This window comes from Paenibacillus sp. GCM10027630, assembly GCF_042676305.1.
Taxonomy (GTDB): Bacteria; Bacillota; Bacilli; order Paenibacillales; family NBRC-103111; genus Paenibacillus_S.
Window position 1 is genome coordinate 93,820 of record NZ_JBHTGY010000038.1, and the last position, 17,507, is coordinate 111,326.

Genomic DNA, 17,507 nt, shown 5'->3' on the forward strand with positions numbered 1-17,507 from the left:
TTTTAATGGAAAAGCACTACCATAAAGAGAAGCTAGACCGTCAGGTCGTAACCGCAGGCTGCGCCCATGTATTCTTAATGGCTAAAGGAAGTGACTCCCATGCAAATAAACATGTTGAATGACGGCAGAAGAGGTGTTGTTTTCTGGAAAAATCTAGGGCTCGTCCTCTTGATAACCTGCCTTCCTATGGTTTTTATAGGTGTCATTTTATACTACGTAGGGACTGAGCGTATTGGGGCTGAAGTCGATAGAGCTCATCAAGTTCAGCTTAAGCAATCGATCCAGCAAATGGATGAATATTTATCCAGCCTGGAGAAATTCGCAGTAAGGATTGCGTTTGATCCGACGTTTGACGAGTCCTTGAACCGCATGGATTTTACCGATGAATTCCAGAAAACAAAGGATTTAATGAAATCGCTTACTTTATTATCGGAGTCAAACTCCCTTGTTCATAGCGTTGGTTTATTTTTGCGTGATGCGGATAAGATCGTTGGGGATGAATCCGGCATTCGTCCTATTCAGACGGAGGAGGACCGCAGGCTGTTCCGATCCTTACTGGATAAGGAGCAACTGATTTATTGGGACTATTCGTTAAAACAGATCCATAAACCGGGATCATCATACAAAACGGTCGTCATCAGGCTTCCCGGGGGGCAGATGCATAATTCCTTCGGCGCCTTTCTGATTTATTTGAATCAAGACAAATTGGATGGAATGGTTCAAAAATTATCTTCGGAGCATGCCGTTTCCTTTTTAATTAATGATCAGGGCGAATATTTGACGTCACTTCACAGCGATGATTCGAATCCGAGGGAGGAGCTGCTTGAAGAAGCACTTCGAAGCCGTATCATGCAGGAGCAGCTGGGAGAAAATTCATTCAAATTTATGTGGGATGAGGAGATCTACTTCGTATCCTACGGTAAAATCTCAAAGCTTGGGGGTAAATGGACCGTTATTTCAGCGACTCCTTTATCCCAAATCATCGCTCCGGTTTCTTCGATGTCCAGAATGATTATTAGTATAAGCAGTCTCGGTTTGCTAATAGGACTTCTGCTGTCATGGTTTGCTTCCAACAAAATTTATGCACCCATTCAACGATTAAAAAGTATGCTGGAAATAGGGAAGCATAACAAGCCCGAAGAAAAAAATGAAATTATTTATATTGAGAACGAATGGAAACGCCGCCTGCAGGAGCAGCAGGCTTTGTCTGCACAGATCAAACAGTCGATACCAGCGCTCAGAGAAAGCTTTTTGCTGCAATTTTTACAGGGTAATCTATACACCCATACACAATCGGAAATTTTAGGGAAAATGAAGCAGTTAGAATGGGAAGCGGAGCATAAAAAATTTGCTTTTCTAGTGGCGAATCTGCATGGCTTCGCTGAATTGGGCAGCAAATATTCCGAGCGGGATGTTCAACTCATTACGTTCGCCGCCTCTAATATTATGCTGGAGCTCAGCTTGGAGAGAATACCTATGGCTCATGTTATGAACTTTCAGGACTTGTCTGTAGGGGTGTTCCTTGTATTGAACAACCACAAATCACATGACGAGATCAAACAGGAGCTCAGCAAGCTCGCGCAAGATTTCATAACGGCGCTGAACAATGTGCTGCGGATGAAGGCGACCCTTGTAATTAGTAAAATAACCGAGTCAGTAATGGAAGCCCCGGATGTATTGGAGCAGACCCGAAAGGCACTGCACTTTAGAGATCTTAAGACATCGAACCAAATGCTGGATATGAGCCATTTCATATTGGAGCATTCAGGCCGTACCAGGTATCCGTTCGAGCTGGAACGGGAAATTGTAACCGCTATAGGAATGGGACTTGAAGATGAAGCAGTCCGTCTCATTAGAGCGTTTATGCTTGCTTTGCAAAGCAATGACAGCACGGAGTGGATGGTTCATCAAGGGATGATGAAGCTGCTGGGAGCCATCCATGATACGATCATCAGGTATGATGTGGATTTGTACACGTTATATGATGGCATGCATGTGTATGAACAGCTTGTAAAGATTTATGAGCCTGATGAAATGGTCCACTGGTTCCAATACAAGCTTATCCAACCTTTTATCAAAACATTGTCTATGGCTTATGACGCTGATTTGCGAGGAATCATAGAGGAACTGCTCAAGCGAATTCAAAATGAATTTTTGTCCGATGTTTCCCTGGAACTGTATGCCGAACAGCTGCAAATGAGCTCATCGAAGCTCAGCAAAGCATTCAAGCAAATAACAGGTATCAACTTTATTGATTATATCGTTCAGCTGCGGATTGAAAAGTGCAAGGAGCTGCTGTTCAAAACCGATATGAAGATCAACGATATTGCAGGCATACTCAGCTACCAGCCTTCTTATCTGATCCGTATTTTTAAAAAGAGCGAAGGAATGACGCCCGGACAATATCGTGAGAAACATGCGCAGGGATTATGCTGAAAACTATAGCCGTTTCTAATTCTTTAATGGGATTAGAGCGGTTTTTTTGACATGTCAAAAAAGTGTTATCGCCGGAAACCCGCGTCCAGCCTGAGGAAAAATGTTGTCATTGCCTGAAATGAGCTGGCTGCGTACAGTTAGGGCATCGCTGAACCAAGAGGAGCTTAAGGGGAGGAGCAAGACGCTGAAGGCATTACGAATTTGATGAATTTGATAAGGAGGTAGCGATTCATGTTAACGCAGTCGGACTTGAAATTAAACAGCGGTAGTGAAGCGAAGAAGAGCCGAATGGATATCGTATGGAAAGGCTTGGTAAGGGATAAAGTGCTGTATCTCCTTATGCTGCCAGGACTGTTATTTTTTCTTATTTTCAAATACGTTCCCATGTGGGGTGTCATTATTTCTTTTCAGGATTATTCGCCGTATTTGGGGATGTTAGGGAGCCCTTGGGTCGGCTTTGATCATTTCACACGTTTTTTTGCCAATCCTGATTTTTGGCTGCTGTTCCGCAATACGATGATGATCAGCTTGCTGAGTCTGGTGTTCTTCTTCCCTGTGCCTATTGTCATGTCACTGCTGCTGAGCGAAGTGAAGCATAGGGTATTCAAAAGAGTGGTTCAATCGATTGTGTATTTGCCTCATTTTCTTTCCTGGGTGGTGGTAGTGGGCATTACATTCCTGTTATTCTCGCAATCCTCAGGAATTGTGAACTTGGTGCTGGAATTCATAGGGTTCTCCAGAGTAGACTTCCTGTCTAATCCCAATTGGTTCTGGGGTATGCTGACCGCGCAAAATATTTGGAAGGAAACGGGCTGGGGCACCATTATATTCCTTGCGGCGATTGCAGGCGTTGATCCTCAATTGTATGAAGCCGCTAAGATTGACGGGGCCAACCGTCTAAGGCAGACCTGGCATATTACACTTCCTGCTATTCGAAGCGTCATTATTATTTTGTTAATTTTACGGATCGGGCAAATTATGGATGTCGGTTTCGAGCAAGTATTTCTGATGATGAACGGGGCGGTATCCGAGGTGTCGGATGTTTTTGAAACCTATGTATATCGAGTCGGTATACAGGGCGGTCAGCTAAGCTACAGCACTGCCGTAGGCCTGTTTAAATCATTCATTGGTCTGGTGCTGGTCATTCTGGCCAATCGGTTGGCTAAGCGGTTCGGAGAAGAAGGAGTCTATTAGTCGCCGGTAATTTGTTGAAAAGGAGAGCGGATTGTATGAAAGAAAGCAAAGGAGACCGTTTATTTAATGGGTTCAATATTTCAATCCTGATTCTGGTATGTATCGTCACGGTGTTTCCGCTGTATTATGTGTTTGCCGTTTCATTTACAAGCCCATCGGAATATTTGCAGAAGCAAGGGTTCGTGCTTTTTCCCGAGCACTGGACCATGAAATCCTATCAATACCTGCTATCTACCTCGGCTTTTAAGGATGCCTCATTGGTCAGTATATTTCTGGCTACAGTAGGCACGTTTCTGAGCTTAATGGTAACCTCGGCGATTTCTTACGGTTTATCTAGAAAGCGGTTGCAGGGGCGAAGGCTGTTCCAATTGCTCATTCTGATTACGATTTTATTCAGCCCCGGCATTATTCCGCCTTATTTATTAGTGAGAGATTTAGGCTTGATCAACAGTATCTGGTCATTGATTTTACCGGTGCTTACAAGCGGCTGGTATGTCATCTTGATGAAAAGCTTCTTTGACAGCATCCCTGTCGAGCTGGAGGAAGCGGGAATGATTGATGGCTGTAATGATGCCGGTATTTTCTTCCGTATCATTCTTCCGTTATCTTTACCGGCGTTAGCGGCTTTCGGGCTTTTCTACGCTGTGTCGTATTGGAATACATTTTTCAACGCGATTCTCTATATCAATGACAATACCAAATGGCCCCTGCAGCTGGTGCTTCGCAATATGCTGATCGAATCCTCTACATCCATGGGTGGCTCGGCAGCGATGGAGATGAGGTCAGAAGAACAGATTCCGGGACAGACTTTAAAGATGGCAGCGGTCGTAATTGCGACCTTGCCAATAATCGTTGTGTATCCGTTTCTGCAAAAGCATTTTGACAAGGGGGTGATGCTGGGATCGGTAAAAGGGTGAGCGGTGAAGGCATGAACACGGAAGTATGGCTAAGGTTTTCATTATAAAAGGGAGGTTTTCGAATTGAAAGCTAAATCAAAAGTACTTCGTATTGGAACTTATGCTGCTATATCAGGAATGATGGTGTCCATGCTGGCTGCATGCTCAGGCGGCGCTCAACAAGCAGCGCCGGGAGCTGCGGGCAAAGATGCTCCAGCCTCAAGCGGAGACACCGCTAAACAGGGTCCTCCTACCGAAATCAGCATCATTACCGAATTTCATACAACAGAACCTCCAGGTGCCAATAATCCGGTTACGAAGGAGTTCGAGAAACGGACGAATACGAAGCTGAATATTATTTGGGTATCGCCAAACAACTGGACAGAGAAGCAGAATGTGGTGCTGGCCTCAGGTGATATACCCGATCTGATGAAAGTGTCCGACATTCGCAACCCGTTGATGCAGCAAATGGTTAGACAGGGCGCATTCTGGGATTTGACGCCTTTTCTAAAGGATTATCCGAATTTGATGGAATATCCGAAAAACGTCATGGACAGCACAAAAATAAACGGCAAAAATTATTTGCTGCCATCTGTTCGTCCACTTGAGGGCAGTACGGTTATGGGCGTGCGCAAGGACTGGCTGGATAAGCTTGGGCTCAAGGTTCCTACTACAACGGATGAAATGTATGAGGTAATGAAAGCCTTCGTCAACAATGACCCTGACGGCAACGGCAAGAAGGATACGTATGGCTATAATATGCGGGATACCGGTCTGTTCTTTGAGAACGTATTTAATAAAGCAAACGGCAAGTGGAAGCTTGTTGATAACAAGCTGGTGGATACGGTGCTGGAGCCGGGGACACGGGAAATGCTCGTCTGGCTGAATAAAGTATACAAGGAAGGACTCATTCCTCAGGATTATATGGTTATGAAAACAACCCAGACCGAGGAGCTGGCAACCTCTAACCGTTCAGGCTTTACAACTGATGGGATGCCGGGCTTGTGGCGGCAGATCGAAAATCCGATGAAGATCGATCCGAAGGCTGATTACCTGGCGCTTGTTGCATTGAATGGGGTAACGACACAATCAACTGGCTTTAACGGTGCCTACCTGATACCGAAGAAGGTACCGGAAGCCAAGGTGAAGAAAATTCTCGCATTGATGGACTATGGTGCTACAGAAGAAGGCTTCTATCTGGGCATTTACGGAATTAAAGGTGTGCACTATAACGAAGTGGACGGCTTCAAGGTTAGCACGAAGCAGGCTGATACGGACAGTGTATCGATAAGCTCCTTCGGTAAAATTTTCGAACGCAATGAGAAATATTTATTTGCTACTGCAACCGGCATGACGAAGGAAGTATTCGAGCGCAACAAAAAAATTCTGGATGAGAAATCCAAAATCAGCATCCCCGATCCATCCATTGGATTGATCTCGGAGACGGAAACAAGAGTAGGTACGGAATATAAAAAGAAAATAGATGATCTGAAGGTTAAGGTCATCATGGGCAAAGAACCGATTGAAGCTTGGGATACGTTTGTTAGCGGGCTGAAGAAGGATGCAGACTACCAGAAGATTATTGCTGAGATGAACAAGGCTTTTCAAGAAAGAGGCAAGTAACTTTTGAACTACCTTTATTAAAGGGAAGGTTGTGCTGGCATGAAAGAATATGGCTATAAAGTATTAATCAATGGGCAATTATCGACTAACAAATACCGTTATCCGAATGAGAAACGCGAGGTTATTTGTTCTACAACATTAATACAGGGCCACGGTATGAATATTATCGTCGACCCCGGCTGGCGCGATGAACCGCTGCTTGACAAAATGCGAGAAGAGCAAATTTCTCCTGAGGCTATCGACCTCATTTATGTGACGCATATGCATGCCGACCATATCCGGTCCATCCGGTTGTTTCCGAACGCCAAATGGCTTGGCTATGGAAAGGAGATCGACAATTGGCGGGATAAAATTTCCGATGCGGACCGTGATATATTGGAGCAGCTTCAACCGGTAGCCGGTGAAATTTGCGAGGATATAACAATCATAGAAACTCCAGGGCATACATTGGAGCATACCTCAGTGTTGTTTCATAGTGGGGGGAAACGTATTCTGGTGGCGGCCGATGCCGTATTGGTCAAAGAATATTACGAGCATCGGGAGGTTCACGTTATTTCCGAGGACAAGGAGCTGGCTAAGCAGTCCATAGATCTGGCCAAGCAAATTGCGGACATTATTATACCGGGACATGATGAGCCGTTTGAAGCATTCTAAGAGATAATCTGTCCGCATTAAAATGAAAAGGAGCTCTTACATGACTTGGTGGAAAAAGAACAATCTGCGCTTGATCCAAAATAACCTTCGCGAAACAGACGCGAATCTTGATGTGGATAGACTGATCGGAGAGCTCCAGGAGCTCTCCGCCAACGTACTGATGATGAATGCCGGGGGAATTGTTGCCTTCTACCCAACCAAGCTGGAATATCATTACCGTGCGGCGGGCCAGCAGAAAGATATGCTGAAGGAAGCCATCGAGAAGGCGCATGCGGCCGGAATGAGGTTCATTGCCCGATTTGACTTCAGCAAAGCTCATGAGAGTATTTTCGCCAAGCGGCCCGAGTGGTTTTACCGCACGAAGGAGGGTAAGGAGGTTAATTATCACGGCATTGTCCATACGTGCATCAACGGCTACTACCAGCGTGAGTACTCGCTGCAGCTGATCGACGAAGTCATCTCCAATTATGCGGTGGACGGTATCTTCTTTAATATGTTCGGCTACCAGACCCGCGATTACAGCGGTCATCATTACGGTATTTGCTTTTGTGACAGCTGCAAGGACCGGTTTCGGGAATGGTCGGGAGGCTTGGAGCTGCCGCAAAGCGAGAGTTTAAGCGATCCGGTGTACCGCCAATATAAGGCGTTCCAGGATGCGACGACGAAAGAGATGCTGGATCGAATCCATGATTTCGTGAAGAGCAGATCTACGGATATTGCGATCTCCACATACAACGAGCACAAGGTGGATATTGTCCGTAAGGAGTCGAACACGGACCCGGTTCGTCCGCATCCGGTGTGGCTGTATTCAGCCTCCGAAAATGTAAAATCGCTGGAAGATTCATGGGACGATAAGCTGATCAGCAACTGCTGCATCAATGCGATTGACCTGATTCACCGGTTTACCGCCGTGTCCAAGCATGAGATGAATATCCGCTTGAAGGAAAGCCTGGCGAGCGGCTCAGGACTGGACTTCTGCATCATCGGCGTGTTCGAGGATTACCCGGACCGTGAGAATTTGCCGACGGTAGCGGATATATTCAAGTATCACAAGGAGCATGAGGCGTACTATGGAAGCTTCCAGAGTGCAGCTGACGTGGCATTGATCAAGCCTGGGGGACCGGCTCCGGCGAATATGAAGGAGTATCAGGGCTTGTTTAAGATGCTCAAGGAGCGGCATATCTTGTTCGATGTCATTCACGAGAACAATCTGCTGAACAAGAAGCAGGACTTGAGCCGGTATCAGGCGGTGCTCATTCCAGACATTCCCGAGCTCGGAGCAAGCGAGCTGGAAGTGCTGGAGGAGCTGTACCGCGAAGGCGTACAGCTGATCGGCACGGGCCGCTCCTTCACCACAGGCGCAGCAAATGAAGCATTCCTGCACCGCATATTCGATGTGCAGGCGGGCAGCCTGCAGGTGTACGAGCGGGAAGCGGCATATTTGCAGACAGCGGATAAAGCGCTGTTCAAGAGCTTCCCGGAGCGGGACTGGATGTTTCTGAAGGGCCCCTTCCGCGAGCTGGAATTCGGCCCGCAGGNCCCCTTCCGCGAGCTGGAATTCGGCCCGCAGGCTCGAAAGCAGCTGCCGTTTGTCGCGCCGTCAACGTTTGGTCCGCCGGAACGCGCCTCCGGGCACCGTATTTCCGAGGACTGCTTCGGCGCGTCGATCCGCGAGGATGGCTCCTGCCGAGCCGTCTATGTCCCGTGGCAGCCAGGCGAGCTGTACTATCGGTACGGCTATGCCGACCATAAGCATATCGCGCTGGATTTGCTGGACTACGCCGTAGACGGAAAATATAAGCTGACGACGAACGCACCGCAAAATGTAGAGGTGTTCTTCAACAAGCTGGATGAGCAAACGTATATTCTGCACCTGCTGAACCTGTCGGGATTTAACGGAGTCACTTATTTTGAGCCGGTGCCGGTGTATGACCTTGAAGTTACTCTTCATGATATAGGGGAATGTATACAGCTCCACAGCCTGGTTGATTCCGATATGGTGCCCTATTCAACAGCACGTAATGACGTTACAGTCGTTTGCAGCGAGTTAAAGGACTTTGCAGCTTTTGTAATTAAAGTAGAAGAGGCATTGGGTTAACTAGCCCAGAAGGAGGCTCGGCATGAAAGTAGGATTTATAGGGCTTGGCATTATGGGCAAGCCGATGGCCAAGCATATCATAAAAGCGGGTTACAGCCTGAATGTGTATAACCGAAGCCAAGCCTCTATAGAGGAACTAGCTGCGTTGGGAGCCCATTCGCAGCCGAGTCCCAAAGAGGTCGCGGAGCAGTCCGATGTGGTAATAACCATGCTTCCTGATTCACCTCAAGTGCAGGAGGTAATAACAGGCTTTAATGGTGTTGCGGATGGAATCAGCGCAGGGAAAATCGTTGTAGATATGAGTTCAATCGATCCCGGCACAGCGAGGTCCACAGCCGAGGTCATCGCCAGAAAAGGCGGTTCCATGCTGGATGCTCCGGTGAGCGGAGGGGAGATAGGAGCCATTGAGGGCAAGCTGTCGATTATGGTAGGCGGTGATGCTGCGGTGTTTCAACAAGCGCTTCCGCTTTTGCAAACTATGGGCAAGTCGGTCACTTTGGTTGGGGAGATTGGAGCGGGCAATACGGTCAAGCTCATGAATCAGATGATTGTGGCCGTAAACCTGGCTGCTGTTTCCGAGGCGTTTGCTTTCGGGAGAAAGGCCGGAATTGACTTGGAAACAGCGTATCAGGCCATAAAAGGAGGTTTGGCAGGCAGCAGAGTTATGGATACGAAGAAAGATAACATGATTAGTGGATCATTTCAGCCTGGCTTCCGTATCGATTTGCACCGCAAGGATTTGAACAATGCCCTCCGTATGGGGTATGATACGGGAGCGTCACTCCAGCTTACAGAGCTTATGGCGGAGCAATTAAATGCTCTAAGTAGGGAGGGCTTTGGCTCCGAGGATCACAGCGCTTTATACAGATGGTATGCGCGACTCGGCATTGAGACTGTGGCCGATTGACAAGCAGAGCTATACATTAAAAGCTTTTCATGTGTAATCGAAACAGGCGGAATAGATTCGAATAGACTATCGAATTGACTATAACGAAGAGGGACTGTCCCAAGGTAGCTTGTGCTGCCGAAGAGACGGTCCCTATTTATAATGAAACGAAATTGTATAACGGCTAGCTAGCTTAGTAACGATCCATAATCAACTGGGTTTTTAACGAATCCTGGGCTAGAAACCAGCCGTTGTTTTGCAGATAAGTGATAAGCTCGTCATGCTTTTGCGAAGCGGTCGTGCTGCTTGTCGTTTTGAACGAAATTTCTACTATGTATTCGGTACCGGTACCTGCTGCATTGTTAATAGGCCAAATCTCAATGTAGGTTTTAATGCCGCTCCATGTTCCGATATATCGCTTAGCCAAGATAGGGCCGAATTTGCGCGAATCATCAAGCATGTCTGTGCCCCAGCCGTTGTATAACCAATCGTCCATCTTGCCGGGAATATTATCCTTCAGCAGTTTGCGGGAATCACTGGCGGACGGAAGATCCATACCGCTGTAGCCGGATTTGCTGGCGGTTTTCGTAGTGGAGATGCTCAAAGCTTTGTTCTGATATCCCCATTCCACTTGAGCTTCATAGTTGGTGTCAGTGGAATCAAATCCTTCCAGATTAGCCAGAGTAAGAGCTGCGTCGATATTTCCGTTGGAGATCGGGTACCGCTTCTTGTACGTAAGCTCGAACTTGCTCTCTCCCTCGGTTTTACGGATACGCGGAATCCAGCCGTTGCTGTAGATGTCCTGATTGTCGGTATCCATGAATTGGATATTCATCTTGGTCACGGTTTCCGGCATTCCGAAAGCGCTGCGGACCGTGCTGGTCAGCTTGTTATCGGAACCAAGCACAGCGCTCGGCTGCATAAGCAGCTTGACCTCGTAATCAGGTACCATGTTGCTGGCAGCTTTCACCGGTGCAGGCGTGCTGAGGGATACTGCGAGCAAAGCTGTGCATACCGTGGTGGCCAATGCCCCAATCCATTTAGTTCTTTTCACCATCCATCTCATCTCCCTAAAAAAGTTGATTGGCTTACAAGTTAGACTATAAATAGCGATTGTAAGAGGAATGTCAACACGGTTTGTTCTTATTGTAAATGATTTTTCCACAAAAAGGGAATCAGACTTCGTTAAATTGGAATTGATTTTTGCAGATGCTCGACAAAGCTGTCCATTAAAGCAGAAGGGCTGCGGTCCAGATTATAAGTGTAGTAAACATATCTTTTATGCACATTTTGCGGGATTGGACGGCATTCCAGCTCTCCCCGCGCAACCTCCTTGTTCACAGCTAAACGTGAGACGAAAGAAATTCCTTCCCCCAGCATGACCACTTGTTTGATTGCCTCCAAGGAATCCATCTCCAGTTGGCCGTTCAGCTCAATACGGTTGCTTTGCTCCCATTTCATTGTCATTTGCCGAGTGCTCGATTCAGGGCTATGCAGGATAAACGGAATATTCAACAGTTGTTCAGGAGCAAGCTGCGCACAGCTTGCCAATTTGTGCAGAGGAGAGAAGACTAGCACCATTTCATCTTCACAAAAAGTTTCCGCCGATAAGGGCGGCAGCTCGAATGGCTCACAGGATACGACACCCAGATCGATGTCGTGGTTCAACAGCAGGTCTTTAATAACCGGTGCAGTCTTGACGACCAAGGTCAGGTTAATTCTTGGATACAGCTTGGTAAAGCTGCTTATAATCCGTGGCAGGATATAGGTTCCGGGTACATAGCTTGCCCCGATCTTTAGCGTCCCTCTGCCAAGCTGGTCGAATTCTTTAACGACCCGCTGGGCTTCATGCGCGAGTGAATTGATTTTGATGGAATAGTGGTACAGAGCCCGCCCGGCTTCGGTTAAATATATTTTGCCTGACCGGGTTTCGAACAGCTTAACGCCAAGCTCCTGCTCCAGACTTTTCATATGGAAGGTGACTGTAGGCTGCTTTAAGCCCAGGGCATCGGCTACGGCTGTAATCTTCTTATGCTGCTCCAGCAATTCGACAATGCGCAGCTTCGTCAGGTTCATTCTGCACTTCCTTTACCAGGTTTGTATGCCACTAGTATAGAGAAAATCTATGCGATTGAACAGATAGCATTGATTTATTTAACAAAACCTTTACGTGAAGATAATACTTCTCTGCATTTCAGCTAGTAAACTAAAGTTAGTTACACAGATGGGAAGGTAATAGCATGGATGTTGTGATTCGAGGCGTACAAAAAACGTTTGATAAGCTGCAAGCATTGCAGCCGACCGATTTGCGGATTAAGCAAGGACAGTTCACCACACTTTTGGGTCCATCGGGCTGTGGTAAGACCACATTGCTGCGGATGATTGCCGGATTGGAAACACCGGACAGCGGTGAGATGTTCGTTGGTGAAGAATGTATTTTTTCCAGTGCAAGAAGGATTGACAAGCCGGCCAGCCGCAGAAATTTTGGAATGGTGTTCCAGGATTTCGCGCTTTGGCCCCACATGACGGTTTTTGAGAATATCGCCTTTGGTTTACGCGCTTCCGGACGGACGAAACAGCTTAAAGAGCAAGTACAGGGGGCTGTTAGGACGGTACGCCTGCAAGGGCTGGAGGAGCGGTATCCTCATCAATTATCGGGTGGGCAGCAGCAGCGTGTCGCATTTGCCCGAGCCGTAATTACGAGGCCGCAGCTTGTGCTGTTCGATGAACCGCTCAGTGCACTTGATGCAATGCTGCGGGATGAGATGAGGCTGGAGCTGATCAATCTGGTAAGGGAAATAGGGCTGACTGCGCTGTATGTCACACATGATCAGATTGAAGCGATGTCTATGTCGGATGAAATTGTTGTTATGCAAAGCGGTAAAATTCTGCAAAGCGGCAAGCCGGAGCATATTTACAATAAACCGGAGCATCCTTTTGTAGCGAAATTTATCGGTAAATCCAATTGGCTGGAGAAGGACAAGCGGATGCTGCGTCCGGAGCATATTCACTGGCATACAGATGGGCTAAAGGAAGCTTACAGTGGGACCATTCACAGCGTCAGCTATCTGGGTGACCGCTATGAAATGCAGCTCGATATGGGCGATATGGGAATGTGGACAGCTTACCATCAGATTCGAATGACGGTAGGGGAGCAAATAAAGGTCTATATATCCCAGGAACACATACATCAGATTCAATAATAATGAGGAGGATTTTTCACATGAAAATGAGCAAGGGGTTCAAAAACGGAGCATTACTGATGTTAACGGCAATGGTAGGGTTTGGAGTCGCAGGCTGCGGTACAACAGAAAAGCCGGCCAATACGAATGCATCGGCGCCTAAAGCCGAACAACCCGTACAACCTGCAAAAGAAACGAAGGTTGAGGAGAAGAAGGAAGAGAAGAAGCTTAGCGGCAAGCTGGTCGTATACAGTGCAGGACCTAAAGAGCTTGCAGAGGCTATTCAAAAAGGGTATGAAACAAAAACCGGTGTGAAGATTGAAATGTTCCAGGGAACAACAGGGAAAATTCTGTCACGTATGGAAGCTGAGAAAGCGAATCCGGCTGTAGACGTAGTCGTACTTGCTTCGTTGCCTTCTACCCAGGGCCTGAAGAAAAGCGGAATGACATTAGAATACAAAGATGCGAAGAACGCGGATAAAATGGTTCCGGAATGGTCAGATAAGGAAGGTCATTTCTATGGCTACAGCGCTTCTGCACTCGGAATTGGTTATAACACGAAGCTCGTTAAAACTCCTCCCAAGGAATGGGATGATCTGACCAAGGAAGAATGGAAGGGCAAGATTAACATTCCCGATCCTGCATTGTCCGGATCTGCCCTTGATTTTGTTACCGGCTATTTGAGCATGAAGGGTGATTCCGGCTGGCAGCTGCTGGAGCAGTACAAGAAGAACGGCGTTGCGATGGCAGGAGCCAATCAAGAAGCTCTTGATCCCGTTATTACCGGGTCCAAAAGCATTATAGCAGCAGGTGTCGATTACCTGACCTATCAGGCAAAAGCTAAGGGTGAGCCGGTTGACATGCTGTATCCTGCGAGCGGAACTGTAATTAGCCCGCGTCCTGCAGCTATTATCAAGACAAGCAAAAACGTGGATAATGCCAAAGCTTATATCGATTATCTGCTATCGGACGAAGCGCAAAAGCTGGTAGCCGAAACTTACCTGCTGCCAGGCCGCAAAGACGTGAAAGCCAAAGATCGTCCGGGTATGGATCAAATTCCTCAAATGAAAATCGATTGGACTTGGATGGATACGAACGGCGATGCAGTAACCAAAAAATTTACGCAGCTCTTTAAGTAGTGGCTTCCATGCACAATATAAACAGGATTTCTTATCAAAAACTCGGGATAGCCCTTGCCTTGTTGATTCTGGCAATGCTGGTGGTCGTCCCTCTTTTTTTCATCTTTATGACCAGCGTTTACTCGGGGGAGCAGCTAGATCTGCTCGCTCCGCTCCGGGTTATTATGGAAAATGAGCTGAGTCAGGTGTTCTGGAATTCGATCTGGCTCGGTATTTGCGTTGTGCTGGGGACGACCCTTCTGGCATTGCCTTTGGCATGGATTTTCTCCAGAACGAACTGGGCAAGGCATACATGGCTGGATGTGGTGTTCATGATCCCTTTTATGACGCCGCCCTACATTGGGTCGATGGGTTGGATTTTGTTTATGCAAAAGAATGGGTATATAGAGCAGCTAATCCCTTCTTCAAGTATTGTGACGCCGATGTTTTTCAGTATGTTCGGTATGGTTGCTATTATGAGTCTTCATTTGTTTCCTTTTCTATATTTGATATTACGCAATGCTCTGGTTCAAATTGCAGGCAGCAAAGAGGAAGCGGCCAGCGTGCATGGGGGAGGCTTTCTGTACAGCTTCCGTCGGGTTGTTATGCCGCTGCTTCTGTCCAGCTATGCGATGGGAGCGCTGCTTGTCTTCGTCAAAACGATTGCCGAGTTCGGTACGCCGGCGACCTTTGGCCGCAAAATCGGTTATTATGTGCTGACCTCGGAGATTCATAAATACATCTCAAGCTGGCCGATAGATTTCGGTAAAGCGACTTCGATGGCCTCCATTTTATTAACGGCCTGTCTGATGATCTGGTATGTGCAAACATTGGTTAGCCAACGCTACACCTATTCGCTGATCAGTGGCAAGGGCTCGCGAGGGAAGCTGTATCGATTGCAAGTATGGCAGCTTGTGCTTGTATGGATATATGTGGCTGGTTTGCTGCTGTTTTCCGTCGGAGTTCCCTATTTTTCTATTATTGCGGCATCTTTATTGAAGCTTCGCGGTGTAGGGCTTGCATGGAATAACTTGACTCTGCAGTACTATGTGGATTTATTAACCTGGGGCTCCAAGAGCATGCAGGCGCTAATGAACAGCTTGAGTCTTTCCTTGGTGGCGGCAACGATTTCGGTTCTGTTAGGAACCTATTTTGCCTTGATGATCAGTCGCTCGAAGACTTGGCCTCAGCGTATAACCGACTTATTCAGCTTGCTGCCGAATACGGTTCCGGGAATTGTTATCGTCGTAGGGTTAATTCTTTTATGGAATTCGCCGTGGATGCCTATTCCACTTTACAATACTTACGGTATGGTCGTTTTGACTTATGTTGTATTTTTCTTGCCCTACACGGTACAGTATGTGAAATCGAATTTTGCCCAACTGGATGAGTCGCTGTTTCAGGCAGGCAGAGTATTCGGAGGCAGTGCGACCTACATTTTCCGCAAAATTTTACTGCCGCTGATCATCCCGGGAATGCTGGCCGGTTGGATGATGACTTTTACTATATCGGTACGAGAGCTGGTTGCTTCCTTGATGATTTTACCTCCTTCGATGGAGACATCGGCAACGTATATCTTCTCTCAATTTGAACAGGGCAAAGTTTCGCTTGGTATGGCAATGGCGGTTATATCGGTTGGCTTGACGACGCTGATGCTGCTCGGGATCAATAAGCTGAGCGCGAAGAGCAAGCTGTAGCATGGACAACAGGAATAAAGGTGGAGTGTGATAATGCAGGCAACTGTATGGGGCGGAGCTGGTGAGCATGGCCGCTCCTGCTATTTGATTGAACATCAGGGAACCCGCGTATTATTGGATTGCGGAGTAAAGAAAGAAGGGGAGGGGGAATATCCGTTAATCGATCCGCTGCTTATTAGCAAGCTTGATGCGGTATTCCTCTCTCATGCGCATGAAGATCATTCGATGGCGATCCCCATGCTGTACCAAATGGGTTATCAAGGGAAGGTATGGACGACGCGAGCAACCTCGCGGCAGCTTCCTGCGTATTTTACCGCGTGGAAGCAGTACGTCGCTTCACAGCAGGCGAAGCTGCCCTATGAGGATGAGCATATAGAAGCGATAGACTATGCTTATATCGATGAAGCCGCATCAGCCTGCGAATGGCTGGTGATTACTCCCGCGCTCCGTGTCTGCTGGGGGAGAAGCGGGCATTTGGCCGGATCGATTTGGCTGCTGCTGGATATCGAGGGCAGCGTTGTTTTCTTTTCCGGCGATTATACGACGGAGTCGAGCCTTCTGGCGGTTGATTGGCCGGAGCTGCCTTCGTTGGATCAGGGCTTGCCGGACGGCGCTGATCGTGATCGCAAGTCGGTTACTGATGTACAGGGTGGGATTCAACTGTCCATCATCGATGCAGCTTATGGTACGGACGCGGAAGCGCAGGCAGAGAAGCTGGATAAGCTCCAGCATCTCATCCAGGCCGCTCTCGCGGAAGGGGGAATGGTGCTGCTGCCTGTGCCCGTTTATGGGAGGGGACAGGAGCTGCTGTTATGGGCTAGCGAAGCGTTCCCGGACACCCGGCTTATAGTGGAAAAGGAAATTGCACAAGCTTTCGAACAGCTGCTGCAGGAGCCAGACTGGCTTCAAGAGGAGGCCGTCGGGCGCATTGCGCAATTCTTGAAGGATCCGAAGGTTGTGGTTGTGGAAACCAAAGAGCAAAGGGAGCAGGCTGCCGCAGCTGCTTCAAGCTCTCTGGTATTCACGAATGACGGCATGATGCAATCGGCGAAAAGCCAATGGTATTACGAGCATCTGAGCCAGCAGGGAAGGGGCAGTGTCATTCTGACCGGCCACTTGGCTAAGGGCAGCTTCGCAAAGCAGCTTTTGCAAGCAGCGCAGACCAAGATGCAGGAGACGGATGCCGGCTTAGGCGAAGGCAAGCGCGCCGTTGTACCTGTTCATTTTCTCCGCTTTAAGGTGCATCAGGGCGTATCTGACGTAAGGGCGATGCTGGATGCTATTAACAGCGAACAAACCTTACTGGTTCATGCAAACAAACAGATCACCGATGCCGTATGTGTTCAGCTTGAGATGAGCGGGTATAGAAATATTTATTCGTTGACTGCTGGAGATACCTTAAGTTGAAGTAAGGCGGGGCTGTCCAATTAGTGGCAGCCGCTCCGCCACTTTATCCAGAACGCTCCTTCAGCACTTTATACTGAATGCTCCTTCACCACTTTATCCTGAATATAGGGTTGTAAAAGATCCCTCAATTCCAATTTGGGCTTGAAGGATCTTTTCCACATTTATGGGATTCACTCACTAGGGTTCACCCTTTGGAGACAACCCTTTCTTACATATATAGCGTACTATGTCAATAAGCTTTAAACTGACTTTTGAGTAACTCAAACACACCTAACCTTAAAAATTTTTAAAAATTAGTTAGCAACTGACGAAGAGT

Annotated in this window: 13 protein-coding genes; 11 read left to right on the top strand and 2 right to left on the bottom strand. The window is 47.6% G+C overall.

What is annotated here, in order from left to right; translation table 11 throughout:
• Window positions 1-99 precede the first annotated feature (99 nt).
• The 7 genes from ACFQ0C_RS20385 (at window position 100) to ACFQ0C_RS20415 (ending at window position 9,808) form a co-directional block, all read left to right on the top strand.
• Window positions 100-2,436, top strand: coding sequence for an AraC family transcriptional regulator (locus tag ACFQ0C_RS20385; protein ID WP_379368986.1), 2,337 nt, complete (start codon window positions 100-102; stop codon window positions 2,434-2,436).
• 288 nt (window positions 2,437-2,724) lie between these two features.
• A complete protein-coding gene (locus ACFQ0C_RS20390; RefSeq protein ID WP_379369017.1) occupies window positions 2,725-3,630 on the top strand; it encodes an ABC transporter permease in 906 nt (301 codons plus the stop codon).
• 35 nt (window positions 3,631-3,665) lie between these two features.
• Entirely contained in the window at window positions 3,666-4,547 is an 882-nt protein-coding gene (locus ACFQ0C_RS20395) for a carbohydrate ABC transporter permease (protein ID WP_258216834.1), read from the top strand.
• A 63-nt stretch (window positions 4,548-4,610) separates the two neighbouring features.
• Entirely contained in the window at window positions 4,611-6,149 is a 1,539-nt protein-coding gene (locus tag ACFQ0C_RS20400; protein ID WP_379368988.1) for an extracellular solute-binding protein, read from the top strand.
• A gap of 39 nt (window positions 6,150-6,188) precedes the next feature.
• Complete coding sequence (locus ACFQ0C_RS20405) at window positions 6,189-6,803, top strand: MBL fold metallo-hydrolase (protein ID WP_379368990.1); 615 nt, start codon at window positions 6,189-6,191, stop codon at window positions 6,801-6,803.
• A gap of 40 nt (window positions 6,804-6,843) precedes the next feature.
• Window positions 6,844-8,901, top strand: coding sequence for an alpha-amylase family protein (locus tag ACFQ0C_RS20410; protein WP_379368992.1), 2,058 nt, complete (start codon window positions 6,844-6,846; stop codon window positions 8,899-8,901).
• Between the two features lie 22 nt (window positions 8,902-8,923).
• Complete coding sequence (locus ACFQ0C_RS20415) at window positions 8,924-9,808, top strand: 2-hydroxy-3-oxopropionate reductase (protein ID WP_379368994.1); 885 nt, start codon at window positions 8,924-8,926, stop codon at window positions 9,806-9,808.
• 172 nt (window positions 9,809-9,980) lie between these two features.
• Here ACFQ0C_RS20415 and ACFQ0C_RS20420 read toward each other — a convergent pair whose 3' ends face one another.
• Window positions 9,981-10,844 (bottom strand): hypothetical protein, encoded by an 864-nt coding sequence (locus ACFQ0C_RS20420; protein WP_379368996.1) that lies wholly within the window; start codon window positions 10,842-10,844, stop codon window positions 9,981-9,983.
• A gap of 128 nt (window positions 10,845-10,972) precedes the next feature.
• Window positions 10,973-11,863, bottom strand: a complete 891-nt coding sequence (locus ACFQ0C_RS20425; protein WP_379368998.1) for a LysR substrate-binding domain-containing protein — start codon at window positions 11,861-11,863, stop codon at window positions 10,973-10,975.
• Window positions 11,864-12,027: 164 nt separating this feature from the next.
• On the opposite strand from ACFQ0C_RS20425, the gene ACFQ0C_RS20430 reads away from it, so the two are divergent.
• From ACFQ0C_RS20430 to ACFQ0C_RS20445, 4 genes are read left to right on the top strand one after another with little or no spacing between them, the layout of a single operon-like run.
• Window positions 12,028-12,990, top strand: a complete 963-nt coding sequence (locus ACFQ0C_RS20430; protein WP_379369000.1) for an ABC transporter ATP-binding protein — start codon at window positions 12,028-12,030, stop codon at window positions 12,988-12,990.
• 20 nt (window positions 12,991-13,010) lie between these two features.
• A complete protein-coding gene (locus ACFQ0C_RS20435) occupies window positions 13,011-14,108 on the top strand; it encodes an ABC transporter substrate-binding protein (RefSeq protein ID WP_379369002.1) in 1,098 nt (365 codons plus the stop codon).
• An 8-nt stretch (window positions 14,109-14,116) separates the two neighbouring features.
• A complete protein-coding gene (locus ACFQ0C_RS20440) occupies window positions 14,117-15,784 on the top strand; it encodes an ABC transporter permease (RefSeq protein WP_258216843.1) in 1,668 nt (555 codons plus the stop codon).
• A gap of 33 nt (window positions 15,785-15,817) precedes the next feature.
• The gene (locus ACFQ0C_RS20445; RefSeq protein ID WP_379369005.1) at window positions 15,818-17,191 is read left to right on the top strand and encodes an MBL fold metallo-hydrolase; all 1,374 of its coding nucleotides are present in this window, start codon (window positions 15,818-15,820) and stop codon (window positions 17,189-17,191) included.
• Window positions 17,192-17,507: the final 316 nt, after the last annotated feature.

Coding starts and splice junctions, on each gene's coding strand:
- ACFQ0C_RS20385 (WP_379368986.1), top strand. CDS start 100: ATGCAAATAAACATGTTGAATGACGGCAGAAGAGGTGTTGTTTTCTGG.
- ACFQ0C_RS20390 (WP_379369017.1), top strand. CDS start 2,725: ATGGATATCGTATGGAAAGGCTTGGTAAGGGATAAAGTGCTGTATCTC.
- ACFQ0C_RS20395 (WP_258216834.1), top strand. CDS start 3,666: ATGAAAGAAAGCAAAGGAGACCGTTTATTTAATGGGTTCAATATTTCA.
- ACFQ0C_RS20405 (WP_379368990.1), top strand. CDS start 6,189: ATGAAAGAATATGGCTATAAAGTATTAATCAATGGGCAATTATCGACT.
- ACFQ0C_RS20415 (WP_379368994.1), top strand. CDS start 8,924: ATGAAAGTAGGATTTATAGGGCTTGGCATTATGGGCAAGCCGATGGCC.
- ACFQ0C_RS20420 (WP_379368996.1), bottom strand. CDS start 10,844: ATGGTGAAAAGAACTAAATGGATTGGGGCATTGGCCACCACGGTATGC.
- ACFQ0C_RS20425 (WP_379368998.1), bottom strand. CDS start 11,863: ATGAACCTGACGAAGCTGCGCATTGTCGAATTGCTGGAGCAGCATAAG.
- ACFQ0C_RS20430 (WP_379369000.1), top strand. CDS start 12,028: ATGGATGTTGTGATTCGAGGCGTACAAAAAACGTTTGATAAGCTGCAA.
- ACFQ0C_RS20435 (WP_379369002.1), top strand. CDS start 13,011: ATGAAAATGAGCAAGGGGTTCAAAAACGGAGCATTACTGATGTTAACG.
- ACFQ0C_RS20440 (WP_258216843.1), top strand. CDS start 14,117: ATGCACAATATAAACAGGATTTCTTATCAAAAACTCGGGATAGCCCTT.
- ACFQ0C_RS20445 (WP_379369005.1), top strand. CDS start 15,818: ATGCAGGCAACTGTATGGGGCGGAGCTGGTGAGCATGGCCGCTCCTGC.